19 protein-coding genes are annotated in these 16138 nt (G+C 46.5%); all 19 read right to left on the minus strand.

Annotation, left to right across the window (positions count from 1 at the left end; translation table 11 throughout):
• Positions 1-17 precede the first annotated feature (17 nt).
• On the minus strand, positions 18-506 hold the full coding sequence (locus J2736_RS19060; protein WP_310500184.1) for an SRPBCC family protein: 489 nt from the start codon (positions 504-506) through the stop codon (positions 18-20).
• A gap of 32 nt (positions 507-538) precedes the next feature.
• Entirely contained in the window at positions 539-1438 is a 900-nt protein-coding gene (locus tag J2736_RS19065) for a hypothetical protein (RefSeq protein ID WP_310500185.1), read from the minus strand.
• A gap of 44 nt (positions 1439-1482) precedes the next feature.
• Positions 1483-2670 (minus strand): MFS transporter, encoded by a 1188-nt coding sequence (locus tag J2736_RS19070; protein ID WP_310500186.1) that lies wholly within the window; start codon positions 2668-2670, stop codon positions 1483-1485.
• Positions 2663-3481: a class I SAM-dependent methyltransferase gene (locus tag J2736_RS19075; RefSeq protein ID WP_310500187.1), complete on the minus strand. Its 819-nt coding sequence runs from the start codon at positions 3479-3481 to the stop codon at positions 2663-2665. Before J2736_RS19075 ends, J2736_RS19070 begins: the two co-directional genes overlap by 8 nt.
• 65 nt (positions 3482-3546) lie before the next feature.
• The gene (locus J2736_RS19080; protein ID WP_310500188.1) at positions 3547-3843 is read right to left on the minus strand and encodes a hypothetical protein; all 297 of its coding nucleotides are present in this window, start codon (positions 3841-3843) and stop codon (positions 3547-3549) included.
• Entirely contained in the window at positions 3812-4426 is a 615-nt protein-coding gene (locus J2736_RS19085) for a DUF3990 domain-containing protein (RefSeq protein WP_310500189.1), read from the minus strand. Before J2736_RS19085 ends, J2736_RS19080 begins: the two co-directional genes overlap by 32 nt.
• Before the next feature lie 39 nt (positions 4427-4465).
• Positions 4466-5449, minus strand: coding sequence for an aldo/keto reductase (locus tag J2736_RS19090; RefSeq protein WP_310500190.1), 984 nt, complete (start codon positions 5447-5449; stop codon positions 4466-4468).
• Positions 5450-5608: 159 nt separating this feature from the next.
• The gene (locus J2736_RS19095) at positions 5609-5992 is read right to left on the minus strand and encodes a GIY-YIG nuclease family protein (RefSeq protein ID WP_310500191.1); all 384 of its coding nucleotides are present in this window, start codon (positions 5990-5992) and stop codon (positions 5609-5611) included.
• A 5-nt stretch (positions 5993-5997) separates the two neighbouring features.
• Positions 5998-6480, minus strand: a complete 483-nt coding sequence (locus J2736_RS19100) for a DUF6530 family protein (RefSeq protein ID WP_310500192.1) — start codon at positions 6478-6480, stop codon at positions 5998-6000.
• 283 nt (positions 6481-6763) lie between these two features.
• Positions 6764-7216, minus strand: a complete 453-nt coding sequence (locus J2736_RS19105; RefSeq protein WP_310500370.1) for a GNAT family N-acetyltransferase — start codon at positions 7214-7216, stop codon at positions 6764-6766.
• Between the two features lie 727 nt (positions 7217-7943).
• The gene (locus J2736_RS19110) at positions 7944-8204 is read right to left on the minus strand and encodes a hypothetical protein (RefSeq protein ID WP_310500193.1); all 261 of its coding nucleotides are present in this window, start codon (positions 8202-8204) and stop codon (positions 7944-7946) included.
• The gene (locus tag J2736_RS19115) at positions 8201-8593 is read right to left on the minus strand and encodes a hypothetical protein (protein WP_310500194.1); all 393 of its coding nucleotides are present in this window, start codon (positions 8591-8593) and stop codon (positions 8201-8203) included. The genes J2736_RS19110 and J2736_RS19115 overlap by 4 nt, the downstream gene beginning before the upstream one ends.
• Positions 8594-8717: 124 nt before the next feature.
• Positions 8718-9143, minus strand: a complete 426-nt coding sequence (locus J2736_RS19120) for an HIT family protein (RefSeq protein WP_310500195.1) — start codon at positions 9141-9143, stop codon at positions 8718-8720.
• Positions 9144-9288: 145 nt separating this feature from the next.
• Positions 9289-10143 (minus strand): 3-hydroxybutyryl-CoA dehydrogenase, encoded by an 855-nt coding sequence (locus J2736_RS19125; protein ID WP_310500196.1) that lies wholly within the window; start codon positions 10141-10143, stop codon positions 9289-9291.
• 39 nt (positions 10144-10182) lie between these two features.
• Complete coding sequence (locus J2736_RS19130; protein ID WP_310500197.1) at positions 10183-11349, minus strand: acetyl-CoA C-acetyltransferase; 1167 nt, start codon at positions 11347-11349, stop codon at positions 10183-10185.
• A gap of 20 nt (positions 11350-11369) precedes the next feature.
• On the minus strand, positions 11370-12545 hold the full coding sequence (locus J2736_RS19135) for an acyl-CoA dehydrogenase family protein (protein ID WP_310500198.1): 1176 nt from the start codon (positions 12543-12545) through the stop codon (positions 11370-11372).
• A gap of 30 nt (positions 12546-12575) precedes the next feature.
• Entirely contained in the window at positions 12576-13484 is a 909-nt protein-coding gene (gene prpB, locus J2736_RS19140) for a methylisocitrate lyase (RefSeq protein ID WP_310500199.1), read from the minus strand.
• 41 nt (positions 13485-13525) lie between these two features.
• Positions 13526-14974 (minus strand): bifunctional 2-methylcitrate dehydratase/aconitate hydratase, encoded by a 1449-nt coding sequence (locus J2736_RS19145; RefSeq protein WP_310500200.1) that lies wholly within the window; start codon positions 14972-14974, stop codon positions 13526-13528.
• On the minus strand, positions 14971-16122 hold the full coding sequence (gene mmgD, locus J2736_RS19150) for a citrate synthase (protein WP_310500201.1): 1152 nt from the start codon (positions 16120-16122) through the stop codon (positions 14971-14973). Before mmgD ends, J2736_RS19145 begins: the two co-directional genes overlap by 4 nt.
• Positions 16123-16138: the final 16 nt, after the last annotated feature.

Here is a 16138-nt window from a genome sequence, read left to right on the forward strand (position 1 = left end):
GCCCTCCTATTTCTCAACTATTTCATACGCTCCAGAAGATCCGCTAAACGTTCATAAGAGTCTTGCATCCCTTGCTCCATGCCGGAATGGAGCATGCCATCACGATCAGCAACAGATTGGAACACAGATTCCATCACCAGCTTAGTTTGACCGCCGTCTAGCGCTTCAAATCTTGCCGTTTCCAAGATTACATGACCTTTCTCTGGAAGTCCTTCAAATTCAAACGTTTGAATAATCCGTTCAGGTGCAGCGACTTCGTGATACACGCCGCGAAAGGCAAATTCATTCCCATGACTATCCTTATGGATATAACGCCAGCTGCCTCCGCTCCATGGTTCGAATGTCACCAACTGCATCGTCAGTTGCCGAGGTCCAAGCCACTCAGCGAACAGCTTTGCATCCGTAAAAGCTTTGAATACAAGCTCACGTGGTGCATTGAACACTCGTGTCATACAAATCTGCTGACCTCCGGGCTCGTAAGTGAGAATCGCTTCATGTTCGATCATCCTATAGCACTTCCTTTCTTCTAATTACTTGCCTATGATGCGATTCGACCAAAAGCCTTCAACGTCATCAAATTATGCAGGGTCAAATACCCCTGCCATTCCAGCTTAGCTTGCCCCCATGCTTCCTCAAATCTTCCCCACGACCAATTTGGACTCCAGGTTCCATCCTGACCTTGCGCAAGTATCAATGCGTCCAAATCGCCAGCTAGTACATCCTGATACTTGGCATAAAAAGGAGATTCAGGACCATCCACAATTTGAAGTGGAACCGCACAGTAGCCATTTCGATCTTCTGCTCGTTTTATTACGCAGTTGTCCATGAACTTTTCCATTGTAGGTCTGATGTCGTGCTGCAGCTCCTTAGGTAAGCGCACAAATAGTCTGGTATAGCAAAACAGTTCGTGCATTTCCAGTAGGCTCGATGTTTGCAAAAGATGCGTAAATGCCCTCGTTTGTAAGACTTCAGTTAATGAAGGATCTGCAATCTCACTAAAGGCATAGAAATAACCAAGAATCTCCGCATTTGGGTTTCCCCAGTGCGCTTGAAAACCCTCATAATTCCACCAAATTGCACGCGGCGCGTCATTGGCAGCTTCTGGAATGATCTCCCAGCCTTGATTCTCCGCGATGTAGGTTTGTTTGAGATAATCAAAGCAATCCTCAATCAATCCTAATCTAACATTGGAATTGAGCTTGGATGCATACTGAAGCGCAAGCGTTGTAGCAAGTACAGATGAGGCATCTGCTCGTAGATCAGGTTCCAGCGCACGACCGAAACCTTTATCGTCGTTCTGATAACTTCGAAGTGCTTGAATGACACCTTCAGGATCCCCACCTTCGAATTCATACAGAAACATCGCCTTATCAATCTCTCTTACCTGACTAAGTAGAAAGTTCCTCGATTTTTCAAATTGCTCGCTTGTCAACATCATCCGTTCTTCCCCCTATCATCCCATGCAATAGCTGAATCATTGACTTATGTACCAAGCTCATGCTGCTTCCTTCGATAATAGATCACTGCGCCAAACACCACTACACAGGCCATCGAGACCCAAGAACTATATAGAAAGACTTGTCGCATGCCATAGGCTGCACTCATAATACCTCCCACGAAGCTGCCGATGATACGAGCGGCTCCGAGGCTAAGCAGGCCATTGAGTGTCTGTCCGCTTGCTTTCCACTCAGGAGGCACTTCACGATTAATAATTGTCGCTAAGGTCACGGATAGAACGATAAAGATAAGTCCATGCAAGACTTGTACAGGTAATATCCAATACGCAACTTCAATCTCTGAAAATAAGAACCAACGAAAAGCTGAAGCTAGTGCTGCCACGAGTAAAATGACGGAGACCGGAACACGTTTGAATATGATGCCTGAGAATAACAGAAAAGGCAGCTCACTTAAGGACGATATCGCCATCGACCAGCCTAACATCACACTGTCTCCGCCCATTTCCTTAAAGTAGATCGGGAAAAAAGCATAATAATAGCCAAGCGTAATTTGGATAATAAAATTGATGCTGAGATAGAACATCAGTTTGCCATTTTTGAACAATTCACGGAACTTCCGCCCCATAACATTCGCAGGCCGCCCTGCAGCAGCTGGAAACCTCCATAGACAGAAAAGCCCAGCTACCATCGTACAGGCATAAACAGGGAACATAGAACCGATATAGGACTTTGCAATGAAACCGAAAAGAAGTGACATCAAGGCGAAGCCTATCGTACCACCTAGACGAATCCAGCCAAAGCTCCATGTGGGATGTCGATCTAGTTCCTCCAATGTAATCGCATCGCTAAGTGCAAATATCGAAGTCTGAAAAAAAGTAAAGATACAAATAAACATAAGGATATAGAAGAATTCATGAGAAAGCGGAAAAAATAAAATTGAGATTCCACTTCCAATAAGTAATACACGCAGGACTTGGTTCTTCGATTTGGCACGATCACCAAAAGCCCCCCACACGGGTTGACCAATCATAGCAATCAACGGCCCTAGACTCAATAGGAGCCCAATCTGTTCTTGAGAGAATTTCGCGTTGTTGAGATAGACAGGCATGAATGTCCCATACACCGCGTTCCCCATATAAATGACAACATAAAATAGTAAAAATGCAATCAGTTTCGTCGGCATACCCGTCTTCCCTTGTTGTGAGTTAAACAATGCCAATCCTCATACGATATCCAAATAATATCGATCGTTCTTCACCAGCGAACGCCTTCTCCACAAGCTCGCGAAATTCCGCTGCTTCTGACTCTAGTTCTTTCGCACCTAACTTTAGTGCGGTTTGCAAGCTGCCCTGACTTAACGCGAGGTTTACATATCGGTTCGCATCGCAGGACTCCCAATTGTGAAACACGATTTCTCTCGCATAGCGAAATAGACCCGAAGCTTCAATTTGCTTCAAATGCTCGTCCTTCTTCCATTTATGCGCTTGCTCATGCTCCGGTGCAAGTTCAACAGCTCGCTGGTCGCCTAACGTTGTCAGCTTCAAGTACTGCTGCTCGATTTGCCAGTCAATGACTGGCGGCCAGTCACAATCATAAGCGGCGAACACTCCGCCAGGGCGAAGGATACGAGCAAATTCACGCAATGTGCTTTGCGGCTCCATCCAGTGAAACGATTGTGAGCATGTCACAATATCAGCAGAACCAGATGGCAACCCCAACTCGTGGGAGAGTCCGTTTTGGAAAATAAGAGATGCTGGCTTGTCCATTGCTTCCCACTTTGCTACGGCAACCGCACGCATATCATCGCTTGGCTCAACCCCGATAATCTGATCTGCGTCATCAATCCACAGAAAGGAAGACAGGCCTGTACCGCACCCTACATCTACAACAGTTTGAGGTTTTCGACCCAAATAAGCAGTCAAAATTTGAATGACTTCCTGTGGAGCCGTTGGACGGCTGCCATCGTATAAAGCACCAAATCCAGTAAAGCGCTTTACATTACTTGTGCGAATATGTTCGATCATACGTTCCCCTCCTCGGATTGGTCACAAAAAAAGCTCAACCGTAGGATGAGCTTCTAACTAATTATTTAACGTACATGCACGTGCAATCGTCCCTCGAGATGGTGGATGCCTTTATCCTGAACGGCTTCCTTGGCGATCACATGAATTCGCTTCAACCACTCTTCTGGCTTATAATTGCGAGTTGCCGCTTGAACTAACCGCTCCGCATGATCATAACAGGTATCATAGCCACCTAATTTACGAATGACCTCAACATAGTCAACAACAAGCTTCCGAGCATCTTGCGGGGTATAATCAAAACTCTGAACAATGGCATCAACGATTCCACGTTCATACAGATTCAACCGAACTTGTGTTTTCATAGTAGATCCACCTGCCTCCCGTAAAAATGTTATAACCAGTGAAACGAAGGGATGCTTCCCATTTCTCTGAGGAAAACACCACTTGATTGCCAAGTCGTAAAGCATCTAATTTCCGACCTCGCGTAGTTCGCAGAATTTGATCATAAAACCAATGTACATCTCTATTTAATTGTACTGCTTCTTCAATAATTCGTCCAGTATCACCATCCGCCATCGGACCAATGATAATATCAGGGTGCTTATGACAGGGGTCTGGTTCCCCTTTTTTCATGACACTGCGATGCGACATCACAAACTCAGCCCAAGCCAAGGAATCACTTAGAAAAATGAGCGGCTCCATCTTCGAAGGAATCGCGATCATCTCAATTTCAAGCACACATGGATGCTCGTGCCCCATAATCGATCGGGCCGATGCTTTTCGTGCCCAGTTCCTCGCCTGCGCCGCTGAGATTGTTGTATAAAATCCTTTGCCAAAATCACGGCCAGGTCGAAAAAATTTGCTATCCAATAATTTAACTTGAAAAAGGTTGACGAGATTGTCCGTTGTTCCATGATATAAACGTTGTGGTGTTATTATATCCATTTCGCTTCCCCCTGAAACCCCATCCCCTTCTTTGTTGGGCTAGTAAGCGCCACGAATGTGTTCATGTACTTGCGTTGTATAAAAGCTTTGCAAACGTGCAAGCTCATTAGGTGTAAAAGGCGGCACTTCTAAAGTGGCCAAATTATCCTCAATTTGCTTCACATTTTTAAAGCCTGGAATGATGCACGTAATATTGGGATTCTCCAGAATCCAGCGCATGGAAGCACGTGCCATGTTACCACGCACCTCACCGATCCAAGCTAACTCCTTCGCGAGTTCTACGCCTTTGGTAAATGGCAGCCCTGCGAACGTTTCACCTACGTTAAACTGGTCACCGTTGGCATTAAAATTACGGTGATCATCTGCAGCAAATGTGCTGGCAGCCGTGAACTTTCCGGTTAATAAGCCGCTTGCCAAAGGAAGCCTTACTAAAATGCCAACGCCAGCAGCGTTCGCTTGAGGAAAGAGTGCTTCTGCTGGCTTTTGACGGAACAAGTTAAAAATCACTTGCAGCGCTTTAACACCAGGAACCGTGAGACAGAACAACCCTTCCTCTACGGTTTCAACGCTCACGCCATAGTGACGAATTTTGCCCTCGGCTTTCAATTTCTCAAGTACCTCGAAGACAGTACCGTCTTTCAATATGGCCAGAGGCGGACAATGAATTTGGTAGAGATCGATTCGCTCACGATTCAAACGTTTCAAACTATTTTCAGCAAATTGGCGTACGGCTTGTTCCGAATAGGTGGCAAGATCGTGGATATCACCAGAACGGCAAAACTTCGTAGCAATATGTATATCATCTTCTTTGCCTTTCGTTGCTTTCGCGAGTAGCTCTTCTGCATGTCCTGACCCATAGACATCTGCCGTATCAAAAAAGTTAACGCCTGCGTCCATCGCACGATGTAACCCTCGTATGGATTCATCATCATTGGACTCCCCCCAACCACCACCGATGGCCCAAGTTCCGAAGCTAACCTCACTAATTTGAAGTTCTGTATCACCCAGTTGACGGTATTTCACATCATTCACTCCTCTTATGTAGAACTTTATTTATGGACTTCCCTTGTTTACATCACTATCCATTTCGCCATAGCATCAGTGGAAACCTGCCTATTTATGCAAAAAAAAAGGAGTCCGTCTATGCCGGAACCCCCTCGATTGCTTCGTATGAAAGAAAAACTAGCGCTTCCTTTTGTTATACCCTTTCTCCTCATACGGCTCTAACTTCTCTAGCCATAGTTCAAGCAAAGCATCAATTTCGGCTCGATAGCTTTTCAGATCCGCGGCATCCAACATGACTTCATCCCGAGGCTCGATGCGATCAAGTACTTCAAATACGAAGCTTTGGCCACCGTACGTCGCCCAGTCCTTTGACAGCTCATTGAATGTATTGGTATTCATCTGCTTGCAAAATTCAAGCCGATTCTTCATTCCATCTAGATCCATGCTGCAATTTACAAATATTTTATCGTTCTGTGTGTTACGAATTTGATAGACACCCATCGCGCGAAACGATTGCTTATAGGTAGTGGCTAGCTCCTTTTTCTTCTGTTTGTCCAACATGTCAATCAGTACCCCATTTCTTTCAAAATCCTGGACAGTGTGCTCAGCCGCTCCCCGATCAGCTCTCCGTCATCACTCAAAGCTTGGCTGAACAACTTGATATCTTCGTTAATTTTCTCATTATCTGTACATACCTCAACCGTCATGGCATCCCCTTGAAGACCAATTCGGTCAATAATAGGATTTTCGGGATTATATGAGTTCTCATAGCGGTAAGCCTCTTCTTGGAAATGCAGTTTTGTCCGGCAGACAAGGATGGCTAGATCTAGCACACGGTGCAGTGGCAGCTCCTCGGATTGACGTGACCATTTCTCACCGGTATAACGCCAGACTTTAGCCGAGATATCGACTTTACCTCTATCGTTCCACTGGGCAAGACCTAGCGAAAGCCCTTGTGTATCCGTATTTTGTGTATATCTACCGTCAATATTGGCATAATTCTCTGCAACGATGACTGGTTTATGTTTAAGAGTTGTTGGTATTTTCATTATGATTCCTCCAAGGGATACAAAGTATGGTTCTTTTTTTAAAATAGGATTTTTTATTTAGTAATTTACTAAATTACTAATTGATAAACCGATGAGATGAGTATACCTCAGCTTTTTTTTCAAGTCAATGGATACCTCTCCCGAATGATACTCACATCTGCATGATGTATAGGTATCTTCAAATTTGGCTAAACTAGATAGACGCGAACGGCGTTCCCCATACAGAAAAACTCCCACAATTGAGCCTCTTTGGCACAGGTTGCGGGAGTTTTTCCTTTTACACTTATAAGTCCTGACTTAACCGAATCATGTCTCGACATTGAATCCCGTTTTCAAAAATAGGTTCCTTATAATGCCTTGTAAAAAAATCAAAATCGACACCATAGATACGAAAACCGCACTTCTGATAGAGACTAAGCTGCTGAACACCAGAATTACCTGTACCTACCTCAATGGTCCGATAGTTGAATGTCCTCGCCGTTTCCACCGCGTGCTTGACGAGTTCCTTTCCATAGCCCCTGCCTTGTTTCTTCGTAATTACAGCCATGTTCACCAGCTCAACCGTTTTCGGTCTCGTTGGGAGCAGCAAATAGGAGCCGATAATTTCATGTTTATCTTCCAAAACGTAGCATTTGCTTTGATAGACATAAGATTCAACCATCGCAAGCTCAGGGTCAGCCAAAAGAAATAAGTGAATTGGATATTCCTCGGTCAGCTGCAATTCTCTAATGTGCAACATCCTGGGTTCCTCCATCCTTAGTAAGCTTTTATTCACAAGTGAAACCTTGCTTTAATCAGCGCCGCAACGTCTTCTGGAGTCACATCTGAATTGTTGATTCGCAAATAATTGTCTCTAGTAATTTCGCCTTCATATGAGTTCAATCGATGCTTCTCCATACTTAAGCGTAAATTCTGTTCAGATGTGACAACATCTCGCTTTGTAGGCTAATGAGCGAGCCGATGAGGCGTATTATTTCGTTAAACTCTTTCCTCCATTGACGCTTCAAGCTCAACGAAACAGACCTCGCCACTACCAATTTCATCTCTGCACCTCACTAACTTTTCCCTCAACCTATTTTATCATGCTCCCTACCCATTTATTTGGAAAAAATAAGTAGTATTCAAATTTTCCTAGCTTAGGAGCTCAGGAAAAGGGGAAGATACTCGGAGTAGAGATACTCGAATTTCTCGAGTATCTCCATCGCCTGGGGCCTCCCCAGCCAGCATCTAAAAAAGGATGCGAATATACATCTTTTTCCACTAGAGAAGTCACGTTCTATTAGGAAAGATGCGAATATGCATCTTTTTTCACCGAATTTACCCTTTTCATGGATTAACGGTAAAAAAGGATGTATTTTCGCAGCAATTCCTCGATAAACGGTCTATTTCCATTGAAAAAGATGTATTTTCGCAGTTCTCTGCTCATACCGTCAAAAAAAACAGCCGCCATAGGCAGCCGTTTCTTAGTTATAAGTGATTTTCAAGCCTAATTCAGCAGCACGCACGAGCGCGCCGTCTGAGAATTTCGGCTTTTTGTATTTGACTTCGAACTCTTCCTTGGTAAGCGGCGTCCAGTTAAAATCTCGGTTCTGGTACACCCACGTTTTGGTTCCCCAATCGACATGAATGGTACGACTTGCTACCTTTTTCACAACACCGATTTCAAGAATAACGCCTGTTTTGCCAAAAAACTTTGCACAATACTTCCCTACCATTTCACTCATGATTCTTCCTCATTTCCACTAGTCAAATCTCGCAGGATGGCAATCGCGATTTCGAAGGTATCTTCTTCGGACTGAAACTCATCCAAGAAAGATTTTCTAAAAACCTGATGAATCGCTTGTCCCAACCCTGCTACGCTTATATCTTCTGCATGCTTAGTTATGTAAATGGTTACGCTGCGCGCTTCACCATCGTACTCATCCTCAAGACTTCCAGGCTCAAGCAATTCCATGGGATCCCACTGATCCAGATGATACTTCACAACGCCAATAATGGGTGAAGGATCATACGGCAGGGATGCTAAATACGTATTTTCTTTCATTATTTCCTTCTTTATACACCAAAGCATGTAATTCATCTTGGTTTCACGCGATACAGCTCGAAACTTCACAGAGATGGCCTCCTTTGTTGAACACCAGCTTAACCTGCTGCTTTAGGGATAATCAGATCAATCCGTTGCGGTGTTGCCCCATAGCAGTTTATCATGTTCCCAAAAGGATGCCAACTTTTTATATTTAATCACATAAATCATTAATGGCATTAATCATAAAAAACTTCGTCTCAGCCAACCGATTCTGATTGTTATTGTGATCCTCAGGCTCCAACCAACCAAAACCATCGCCTGCATATCTGGGAAAAACGTGCACGTGAACATGGCCTAAATCGTTGAAAATACCGCCATTCTGGATGATTGTAACGCCATCAGGTTGAAAGCATTTTTTAATTAGACGAGACATCTTCATGGAGGTTGTAAGCATTGCGGCTGCAACCTCTTCCTCCATCTCATCCAATTCAGCAACGTGTTTTTTGGGAATCAGCAAAACATGTCCTTCATTCAACGGTGCAATATCTAAGATTACCGTCAACCACTCATTTTCATATACGACATGTGCCTCAACTTGTCCATTCGCTAACTGACAACCTAAGCAAGATTTCTCCATCCTACATCCACCCTTCCTACTCCCAAGTTACTCCTTACACTTCAACCAGCACTTACTTATTCCTTTCCTTGCTGAAAATTACCTTCCAAAACAAAACAAAAACAGCCCCTCAACAGAGTGACTGTAGATTAAGCTATCTCGCCGATTAACTAGAATACGTATAAAATCCTTGCCCTGATTTACGTCCGAGACGCCCTGCCTTTACATATTTCCTTAATAGCGGACAAGGGCGATACTTTGAATCCTTGAAGCCTTCATGAAGTATTTCCATGATGGATAAGCAGGTGTCCAGACCAATTAAATCGGCCAGTTCTAGCGGTCCCATTGGATGATTCATTCCTAGCTTCATCACTGTATCTACAGCATCAACCGTTGCTACCCCTTCATAAACAGTAAAAACAGCTTCATTAATCATCGGCATAAGAATGCGATTCGAGACGAATCCAGGAAAATCCTGCACTTCCACAGGTGTTTTACCAAGTTCCTGACTAAGCTGAAAGATCGCATCAAAGACAACTTGTGAGGTTTCTAGACCACGAATGATTTCGATCAACGGCATAACGGGAACCGGGTTCATGAAATGCATGCCGATGACCTGTGACGGGCGAGTAGTCGCCGCCGCAATCTCCGTAATCGGTAATGATGACGTATTCGTCGCCAATATTACATGAGGTGCACAGATGCCGTCCAGCTTTTGAAAAAGCGCTGTTTTCCAAGCCATATTCTCGGATATCGCCTCAATCACAAGATCCACTTGCACTGCCTCGTCAATAACTGGCGCAGGCAGAATACGACTAAGTATTTCCGCCTTCTCTACTTCCGTTAATTTGCCTTTGATAACACGACGTTCTAGTTGCTGTCGAATACTCGTTACGCCTGTGTCGAGCAGTTGTGTGGATAGATCGTGCCACAGCACAGTACGCCCTGCGGATGCAGCAACTTGCGCAATGCCACTTCCCATCTGCCCAGCGCCAACTACCATTATGGTTTGAATGGACATGGTATCTCGCTCCTACGACTTCTTTCTAACCCTTATCCCTTAATCCACGCGCAGCAAAATGGCATCGCCTTGCGCCGTTCCACTGCATATGGCTGCAATCCCATAACCACCACCATTTCTGCGGAGCTCGTGAATTAAAGTGAGAATAATTCGCGTGCCGCTAGCACCAATCGGATGACCGAGCGCAATCGCGCCTCCGTTGACATTGACCCGCTGCGTGTCCCAACCTAACAGGCTTTCGCACGTAAGTACGACAGCGGCAAAAGCTTCATTCACCTCAAATTGATCGATCTGATCCAACTTCATTCCCGTTTGCTGCAGCAGCTTTCGTATTGCTAAAGCAGGTGTAGTTGCGATATATGGCGCACGCTCACCCACACTCGCATGGCCAATAATTGTCGCGATCGGTACAATGCCTTGATCTAACGCCTCATCCTTTGCCATGACAACCAGAGCAGCCGCCCCATCATTCACGCCAGGTGCGTTTCCCGCTGTAATGCTGCCTCGTTTATCAAAAACTGGCGTTAATGCAGATAGCTTAGACAGATCCGTGTCCACACGCGGTCCTTCATCGTGAATCACCACATTCTTTCCAACATGAACGGGTATAATTTCCTCAGCTAAATACCCTTTTGACATGGCTTCCAAAGCTAATTGATGACTACGCAGTGCCCATTCATCCTGTTCCTGACGTCCAATCATGTACTCGGCCGCAACGCGACTTCCATGAACAACCATATGCACATTGTCGAATGGGCAAGTCAGACCATCGTGAATCATGAGATCAATAAGCCGCTGTTCACCCATTCGTGCGCCCCAACGCGCATGCGTCGCCAGATATGGAGCCGAGCTCATACTCTCCATGCCGCCTGCTACAAGTGTTGACGCATCGCCGGCACGGATGATTTGGTCCGCCATGGTCACACTCCGCATGCCTGAAGCGCACACTTTGTTAATTGTCTCTGACGTGATCTGCCAGGCGAGTCCGGCCCTGCGTGCCGCCTGACGCGAAGGAATTTGTCCTGCACCTCCTTGCAATACCATACCCATCAAAACTTCCTCAATCGACGAAGGATCCAGAGACGCACGTCGTATAGCTTCTTTTATCGCAATCCCACCTAATTCGACAGCTGAAATCTCTTTCAGTGCGCCACCGAATTTGCCAAATGGGGTTCTTGCTCCGCCAACGATGACACTTTCTCTCATACACCTCGCCCTCCAGTCCTTCACTTCTTACTCATCAAACGAACAATCGCTCTCTGCTGCTCTTCCATCGTGGCTTCGACCATCTGGAGCATCTTCGCATCGCGCATGTAACGTTCAACTGGAAATGCCTTCGTATACCCGTAGCCGCCTAACGTTTGAACGGCTTCAATGGTTACGGCCATCACCGTTTCTCCCGCGAAAAGATTGGAGATCAGCTTTTTGCTATTGACGTTGTCGTTATCATTGCCGTTACCAATGTCCTTTTCTCCGCCGTCCGCACCTCCCCCCTGACTCTCACGCCATGCAGCTTGATACGTAAGCAATCTAGCTGCTTCGATGTGCACAGCCATATTCGCAAGCTTGAATGCGACAGCCTGCTGCTGCGCGATTGGCTTACCGAATTGCATGCGCGTCTTTGCATACGCAATGGCTGCCTCCATGGCTGCTTGCGCGAGCCCAACCGCAAGTGCGGCAATGCCGCTGCGGGCACTTTCTAGGGTTCGCGAAGCAATCTGATAACCATCTCCTTCCTCGCCAAGTCGATTCGCCACTGGAATACGGCAGTCCACAAGTTCTAACGAGAGGCTAGGAGCACCTAGCGTGCCGAGTTTTTTTTCCTTTTTGCCTAGGACGAACCCAGGTGTGCCTTTCTCAAGTATAAATGCGCTGCACCCATGTACCGATAGATCATCTCCAGTCGCTGCAAACACGACAAAGATATCCGCTTCTGCCGCATTGGTAACGAAGGCTTTCGTACCTCGCAACACATATTCATCACCATCCCGTACAGCGCTTGTATGCAGCTCTAGGTTGATATCAGACCATGTAAATGCGCCAAGTTTCACAGCACTCCCCATTGGGCCCAGATACAGCTGCTTTTGCTCCTCAGTGCCAAACATCGAAATGGCCGCACTTGCCAAAGCACTATGCACAAACAGCGTATATCCAGTCGATGCACATGCACGAGCTAATTCCTCCAAGACCAAACTATGCGTGAAAGCATCCAAGCCAAGTCCGCCATACGCCTCAGGCACAAGAATCCCAGCTAAGCCAAGCTCACCCATACTCTTGAATAACGAGCGATCAAACCGCTCTTCTTCATCACGAAGCACCGACTTCGGCGCAACCTCCCCAGCTGCAAAATCACGCACCATGCTGCGAATCATTTCCAATTCCTCTGAAAGGCTGTAATCCATGTGGAGCCCTCCCTCAAGCCGCTTGCACCTCTAACTCTTTTCCTCCCATGTTGATCGTGCAATAGAACCGTCCAAGGTCTCATAATCTTCATACCGTATGGCCTTATATAACTCGCTGCGCGTTTGCATGGCATCGAGAGATCCGACCTGCGTCCCTGCCTGACGTATTTCCTCAAAAACCCGTTCATAGGCCTTCGCAGCCACACGAAGCGACGTAACCGGATAGAGAACCATCCGGATGCCCCAGCTTTCAAATTGCGCTGCCGTATAATACGGCGTCCGTCCGAATTCGGTCATATTGGCCAAAAGAGGTGCATCTACTTCCTTGCGAAAATGTTGAAAATCCGCCTCGCTTTCTAATGCTTCCGGGAAAATCGCATCCGCTCCAGCGGCGAGATAGTCTTTAGCTCTTTGAATTGCTTCCGCCATGCCTTCGACACTTTTCGCATCCGTGCGTGCAAGAACGTACAATGTCGGGCTAACCGCTTTGAGCGTGCGGATTTTTTGGCACATTTCTTCTGAAGAAATGAGCTTCTTACCACTCAGATGGCCGCATTTCTTGGGCATATCTTGATCCTCTATTTGCACAGCGGCGACCTTCGCCTCCACCATCTCCTTCGCTGTTCGAGCGACATTCAGGATGCCGCCGTATCCCGTATCAATATCAACCAATAATGGAAGTCCTGCTGCGCGGACCAACTCACGTGCGCGATCCGCTACCTCATTGGAATAAATAAGCCCCAGATCAGGCAACCCTCTACTCGCCGTATATGCGGCTCCTGATAAGTACAGGGCCGAAAACCCAGCTTGTTTAGCCATTCTAGCGGCCATGCCATCGTGGGTACCGACAATTTGGAACAGGGAACCCGCTTCCACTAAACGTCGCCACTGTGCAGCTAACTGCGCTTGACTGGGCTCCTCCTCAATCAGCCATGACATAGTGACCTCCTACTTCTTCACATTCAACCGCTCGCAGCAGCTCAAATCACGAAAAGGGACATATAAGCAGGAACGGTCGTCTGAATGAGCTCCTCGTAATCAAGTGAAATCTTCATAATTTCTTCTGTCTGTTTCCGCGGAAAACGCGTTTGCACATTGGCTTTAAACTTATCGATAACCTTCGGCAACCCTTCAGCACGCCGCCGGCGGTGTCCGATTGGATATTCACAGACGATTTTTTCCGTAGAGGTTCCATCTTTAAAGTAAATTTGAATGCTGTTTGCTATGGATCGCTTATCTGGATCCAAATAATCCTTGCTATATTGCTCGTTCTCTACAACGACCATGCGCTCACGAAGCGCATCAATGCGGGAATCCGCTGCAATATCATCTTCGTAATGCTCAGCAGTTAACGTCCCATAAAGTAGGCCAATGGCAACCATGTATTGAAGGCAATGATCCCGATCTGCCGGATTATGCAGGGGACCTTTTTTATCTATAATGCGCAGGGCAGATTTATGAGTAGTTAACATAATTTTAGTTATGTCAACTAATCTATCCTTGATACGGTCATGAAGTGTAAGTGCGCACTCAACGGCTGTTTGGGCATGAAATTCTGCAGGAAACGAAATTTTAAATAAAATATGTTCCATGACGTAACTGCGCAAGGGGCGCGCTAGCGTTAACGTCTTGCCTTCGAAGAGTACGTCTTGAAAGCCCCAATTCGGCGCCGTCAATGCAGAAGCATACCCCATTTCCCCGCCTACGGCCATGAAGGCCAAACGAACCGCTCTACTTGTCGCATCGCCTGCTGCCCATGATTTTCTAGGTCCTGTATTCGGCGCATGGCGATACGTGCGTAAGCTGGCTCCATCGATCCAAGCATTAGAAACGGCGCTGCATACCTCCTCCTTCGTACCTCCCAGCATAACTGTCGCCACGGCGGTTGATGCCACTTTAACCAGATGGACATGATCCAATCCGACGCCGTTCAAGCTATTTTCCAAAGCGAGCACGCCTTGAATTTCATGAGCTTTGATTGCCATGGTCAAGACGTCCTTTATAGTGAATGGAACGCCTCCCTCTGCCATTCGCTTGCGACTGACGTAATCGGCAACAGCGAGAATACTACCTAAATTGTCGGAGGGATGCCCCCATTCTGCCGCTAGCCAGGTATCGTTGTAATCGAGCCACCGAATCATACACCCGATATTGAACGCCGCTTGAACCGGGTCCAATTCGTAGCGAGTTCCAGGCACACGTGCACCGCCTAGGACCTCAGCACCTGGAACAATCGGACCGAGATGCTTCGTACAAGCCGGAAAACGCAGGGCAAGCAAGCCTGTTCCCAATGAGTCCAGTAGAACATGGTGCGCAATCTGATACGCTTCCTCACCTTCAATCTCGGCATGCAAGGCGTATTCTGCAATTTCTACAATAAGCGGGTCAAAAATCATCTCCCTCTGAGCAGGTTCTCTAGGCGTACTCATACGATCTCGTCCTCGCTTTCAGTAAGACTTTGTGCTTGAGGCGGGTGCAAATCTCGCCCACCGGTATAACGGACCCGAGGTCGGAAAAGACGATTGTTCGCATGCTGCTCCATCACATGTGCACTGATACCAACGGTGCGCGCAGCAAGAAAAACAGGTGTAAACAGCTCAATTGGAATGCCAAGCAAGTAGTAGACAGGAGCAGCATAGTAATCTAGATTGGGATGGAGACCTTTCTCCCTCCGCATAACGTCTTCCCCTCGTACACACATGTCGTAAAGCTCCTGCTGATTACAAGCGGGTGCAAGCTTAGCCAAAGCCTCCTTCATTAGCAGGGCACGTGGGTCCGGTTTTCGCATATAGACACGATGACCAAAGCCCATGATGCGCTCTTTCCGAGCAAGCTTAGACCGAATTAAGGCTTCGAGATCATCTTCGGAACCTGCTTCCAGCAGCATGTGCATGACCGCTTCGTTCGCTCCGCCGTGCAATGTGCCTTTGAGAGAGGCTACCGCGCCAACAAGCGCACCATATAAATCCGACTGCGTTGAGGCGATAACGCGAGCCGTAAACGTTGAATTCGGTAATTCGTGTTCGCTGTACACAATAAGAGACTGATCGAAAATCGCTTCTTCCATCGGAGAAGGAATCGTTCCCGTGATCATATACAAAAAGTTAGCCGTATACGATAACTTAGACTCAGGTTCAATGAGCGGTTGCTTCGTAATAGCTCGATAGCCGTAAGCAACAATTTGCGGTACTTTAGCTAAAAGGCGAATAGCTTTACGACGGTTGGCCTCAGGTGATCGATCATCAAGCTCCTCTTCAAAGCTCGCTAGCGCGGAAATACTCGTTCGAAGTACATCCATCATATCCGCTTGATCTGGCATCAAATGCAGCATAGCCCGCACATTTGGAGGTAATCCATAGACCGCTTGAATTTGTGATTGAATCGCATGGCGTCTAGTTTCATTCGGCAATTCACCCTCTAACAGCAAACCAACGACATCTAAGTACGTCATGTACTCAGCAAGTTCCATCAAATCGTACCCGCGAATCACAATTTCTTCTTTCTCAACATCGAGAAATGAAATACTGGTCTCACTGGCAATGACATGCTCAAGTCCAGGCAAGTAGTGATCACTCATGTTTTCGCACTCCCTT

The sequence above is a fragment of the Paenibacillus qinlingensis genome, assembly GCF_031455095.1.
In the GTDB taxonomy this organism is placed as follows: Bacteria; Bacillota; Bacilli; order Paenibacillales; family NBRC-103111; genus Paenibacillus_E; species Paenibacillus_E qinlingensis_A.

Excerpts from the sequence above, each read along its gene's own strand:
- J2736_RS19085 (WP_310500189.1), bottom strand. The coding sequence starts at position 4,426 with ATGGATATAATAACACCACAACGTTTATATCATGGAACAACGGACAAT.
- J2736_RS19100 (WP_310500192.1), bottom strand. The coding sequence starts at position 6,480 with ATGAAAATACCAACAACTCTTAAACATAAACCAGTCATCGTTGCAGAG.
- mmgD (WP_310500201.1), bottom strand. The coding sequence starts at position 16,122 with ATGAGTGATCACTACTTGCCTGGACTTGAGCATGTCATTGCCAGTGAG.
- J2736_RS19125 (WP_310500196.1), bottom strand. The coding sequence starts at position 10,143 with ATGTCCATTCAAACCATAATGGTAGTTGGCGCTGGGCAGATGGGAAGT.
- prpB (WP_310500199.1), bottom strand. The coding sequence starts at position 13,484 with ATGTCATGGCTGATTGAGGAGGAGCCCAGTCAAGCGCAGTTAGCTGCA.
- J2736_RS19110 (WP_310500193.1), bottom strand. The coding sequence starts at position 8,204 with ATGAGTGAAATGGTAGGGAAGTATTGTGCAAAGTTTTTTGGCAAAACA.
- J2736_RS19095 (WP_310500191.1), bottom strand. The coding sequence starts at position 5,992 with ATGTTGGACAAACAGAAGAAAAAGGAGCTAGCCACTACCTATAAGCAA.
- J2736_RS19075 (WP_310500187.1), bottom strand. The coding sequence starts at position 3,481 with ATGATCGAACATATTCGCACAAGTAATGTAAAGCGCTTTACTGGATTT.
- J2736_RS19120 (WP_310500195.1), bottom strand. The coding sequence starts at position 9,143 with ATGGAGAAATCTTGCTTAGGTTGTCAGTTAGCGAATGGACAAGTTGAG.
- J2736_RS19065 (WP_310500185.1), bottom strand. The coding sequence starts at position 1,438 with ATGATGTTGACAAGCGAGCAATTTGAAAAATCGAGGAACTTTCTACTT.
- J2736_RS19080 (WP_310500188.1), bottom strand. The coding sequence starts at position 3,843 with ATGAAAACACAAGTTCGGTTGAATCTGTATGAACGTGGAATCGTTGAT.
- J2736_RS19060 (WP_310500184.1), bottom strand. The coding sequence starts at position 506 with ATGATCGAACATGAAGCGATTCTCACTTACGAGCCCGGAGGTCAGCAG.
- J2736_RS19130 (WP_310500197.1), bottom strand. The coding sequence starts at position 11,349 with ATGAGAGAAAGTGTCATCGTTGGCGGAGCAAGAACCCCATTTGGCAAA.
- J2736_RS19135 (WP_310500198.1), bottom strand. The coding sequence starts at position 12,545 with ATGGATTACAGCCTTTCAGAGGAATTGGAAATGATTCGCAGCATGGTG.
- J2736_RS19145 (WP_310500200.1), bottom strand. The coding sequence starts at position 14,974 with ATGAGTACGCCTAGAGAACCTGCTCAGAGGGAGATGATTTTTGACCCG.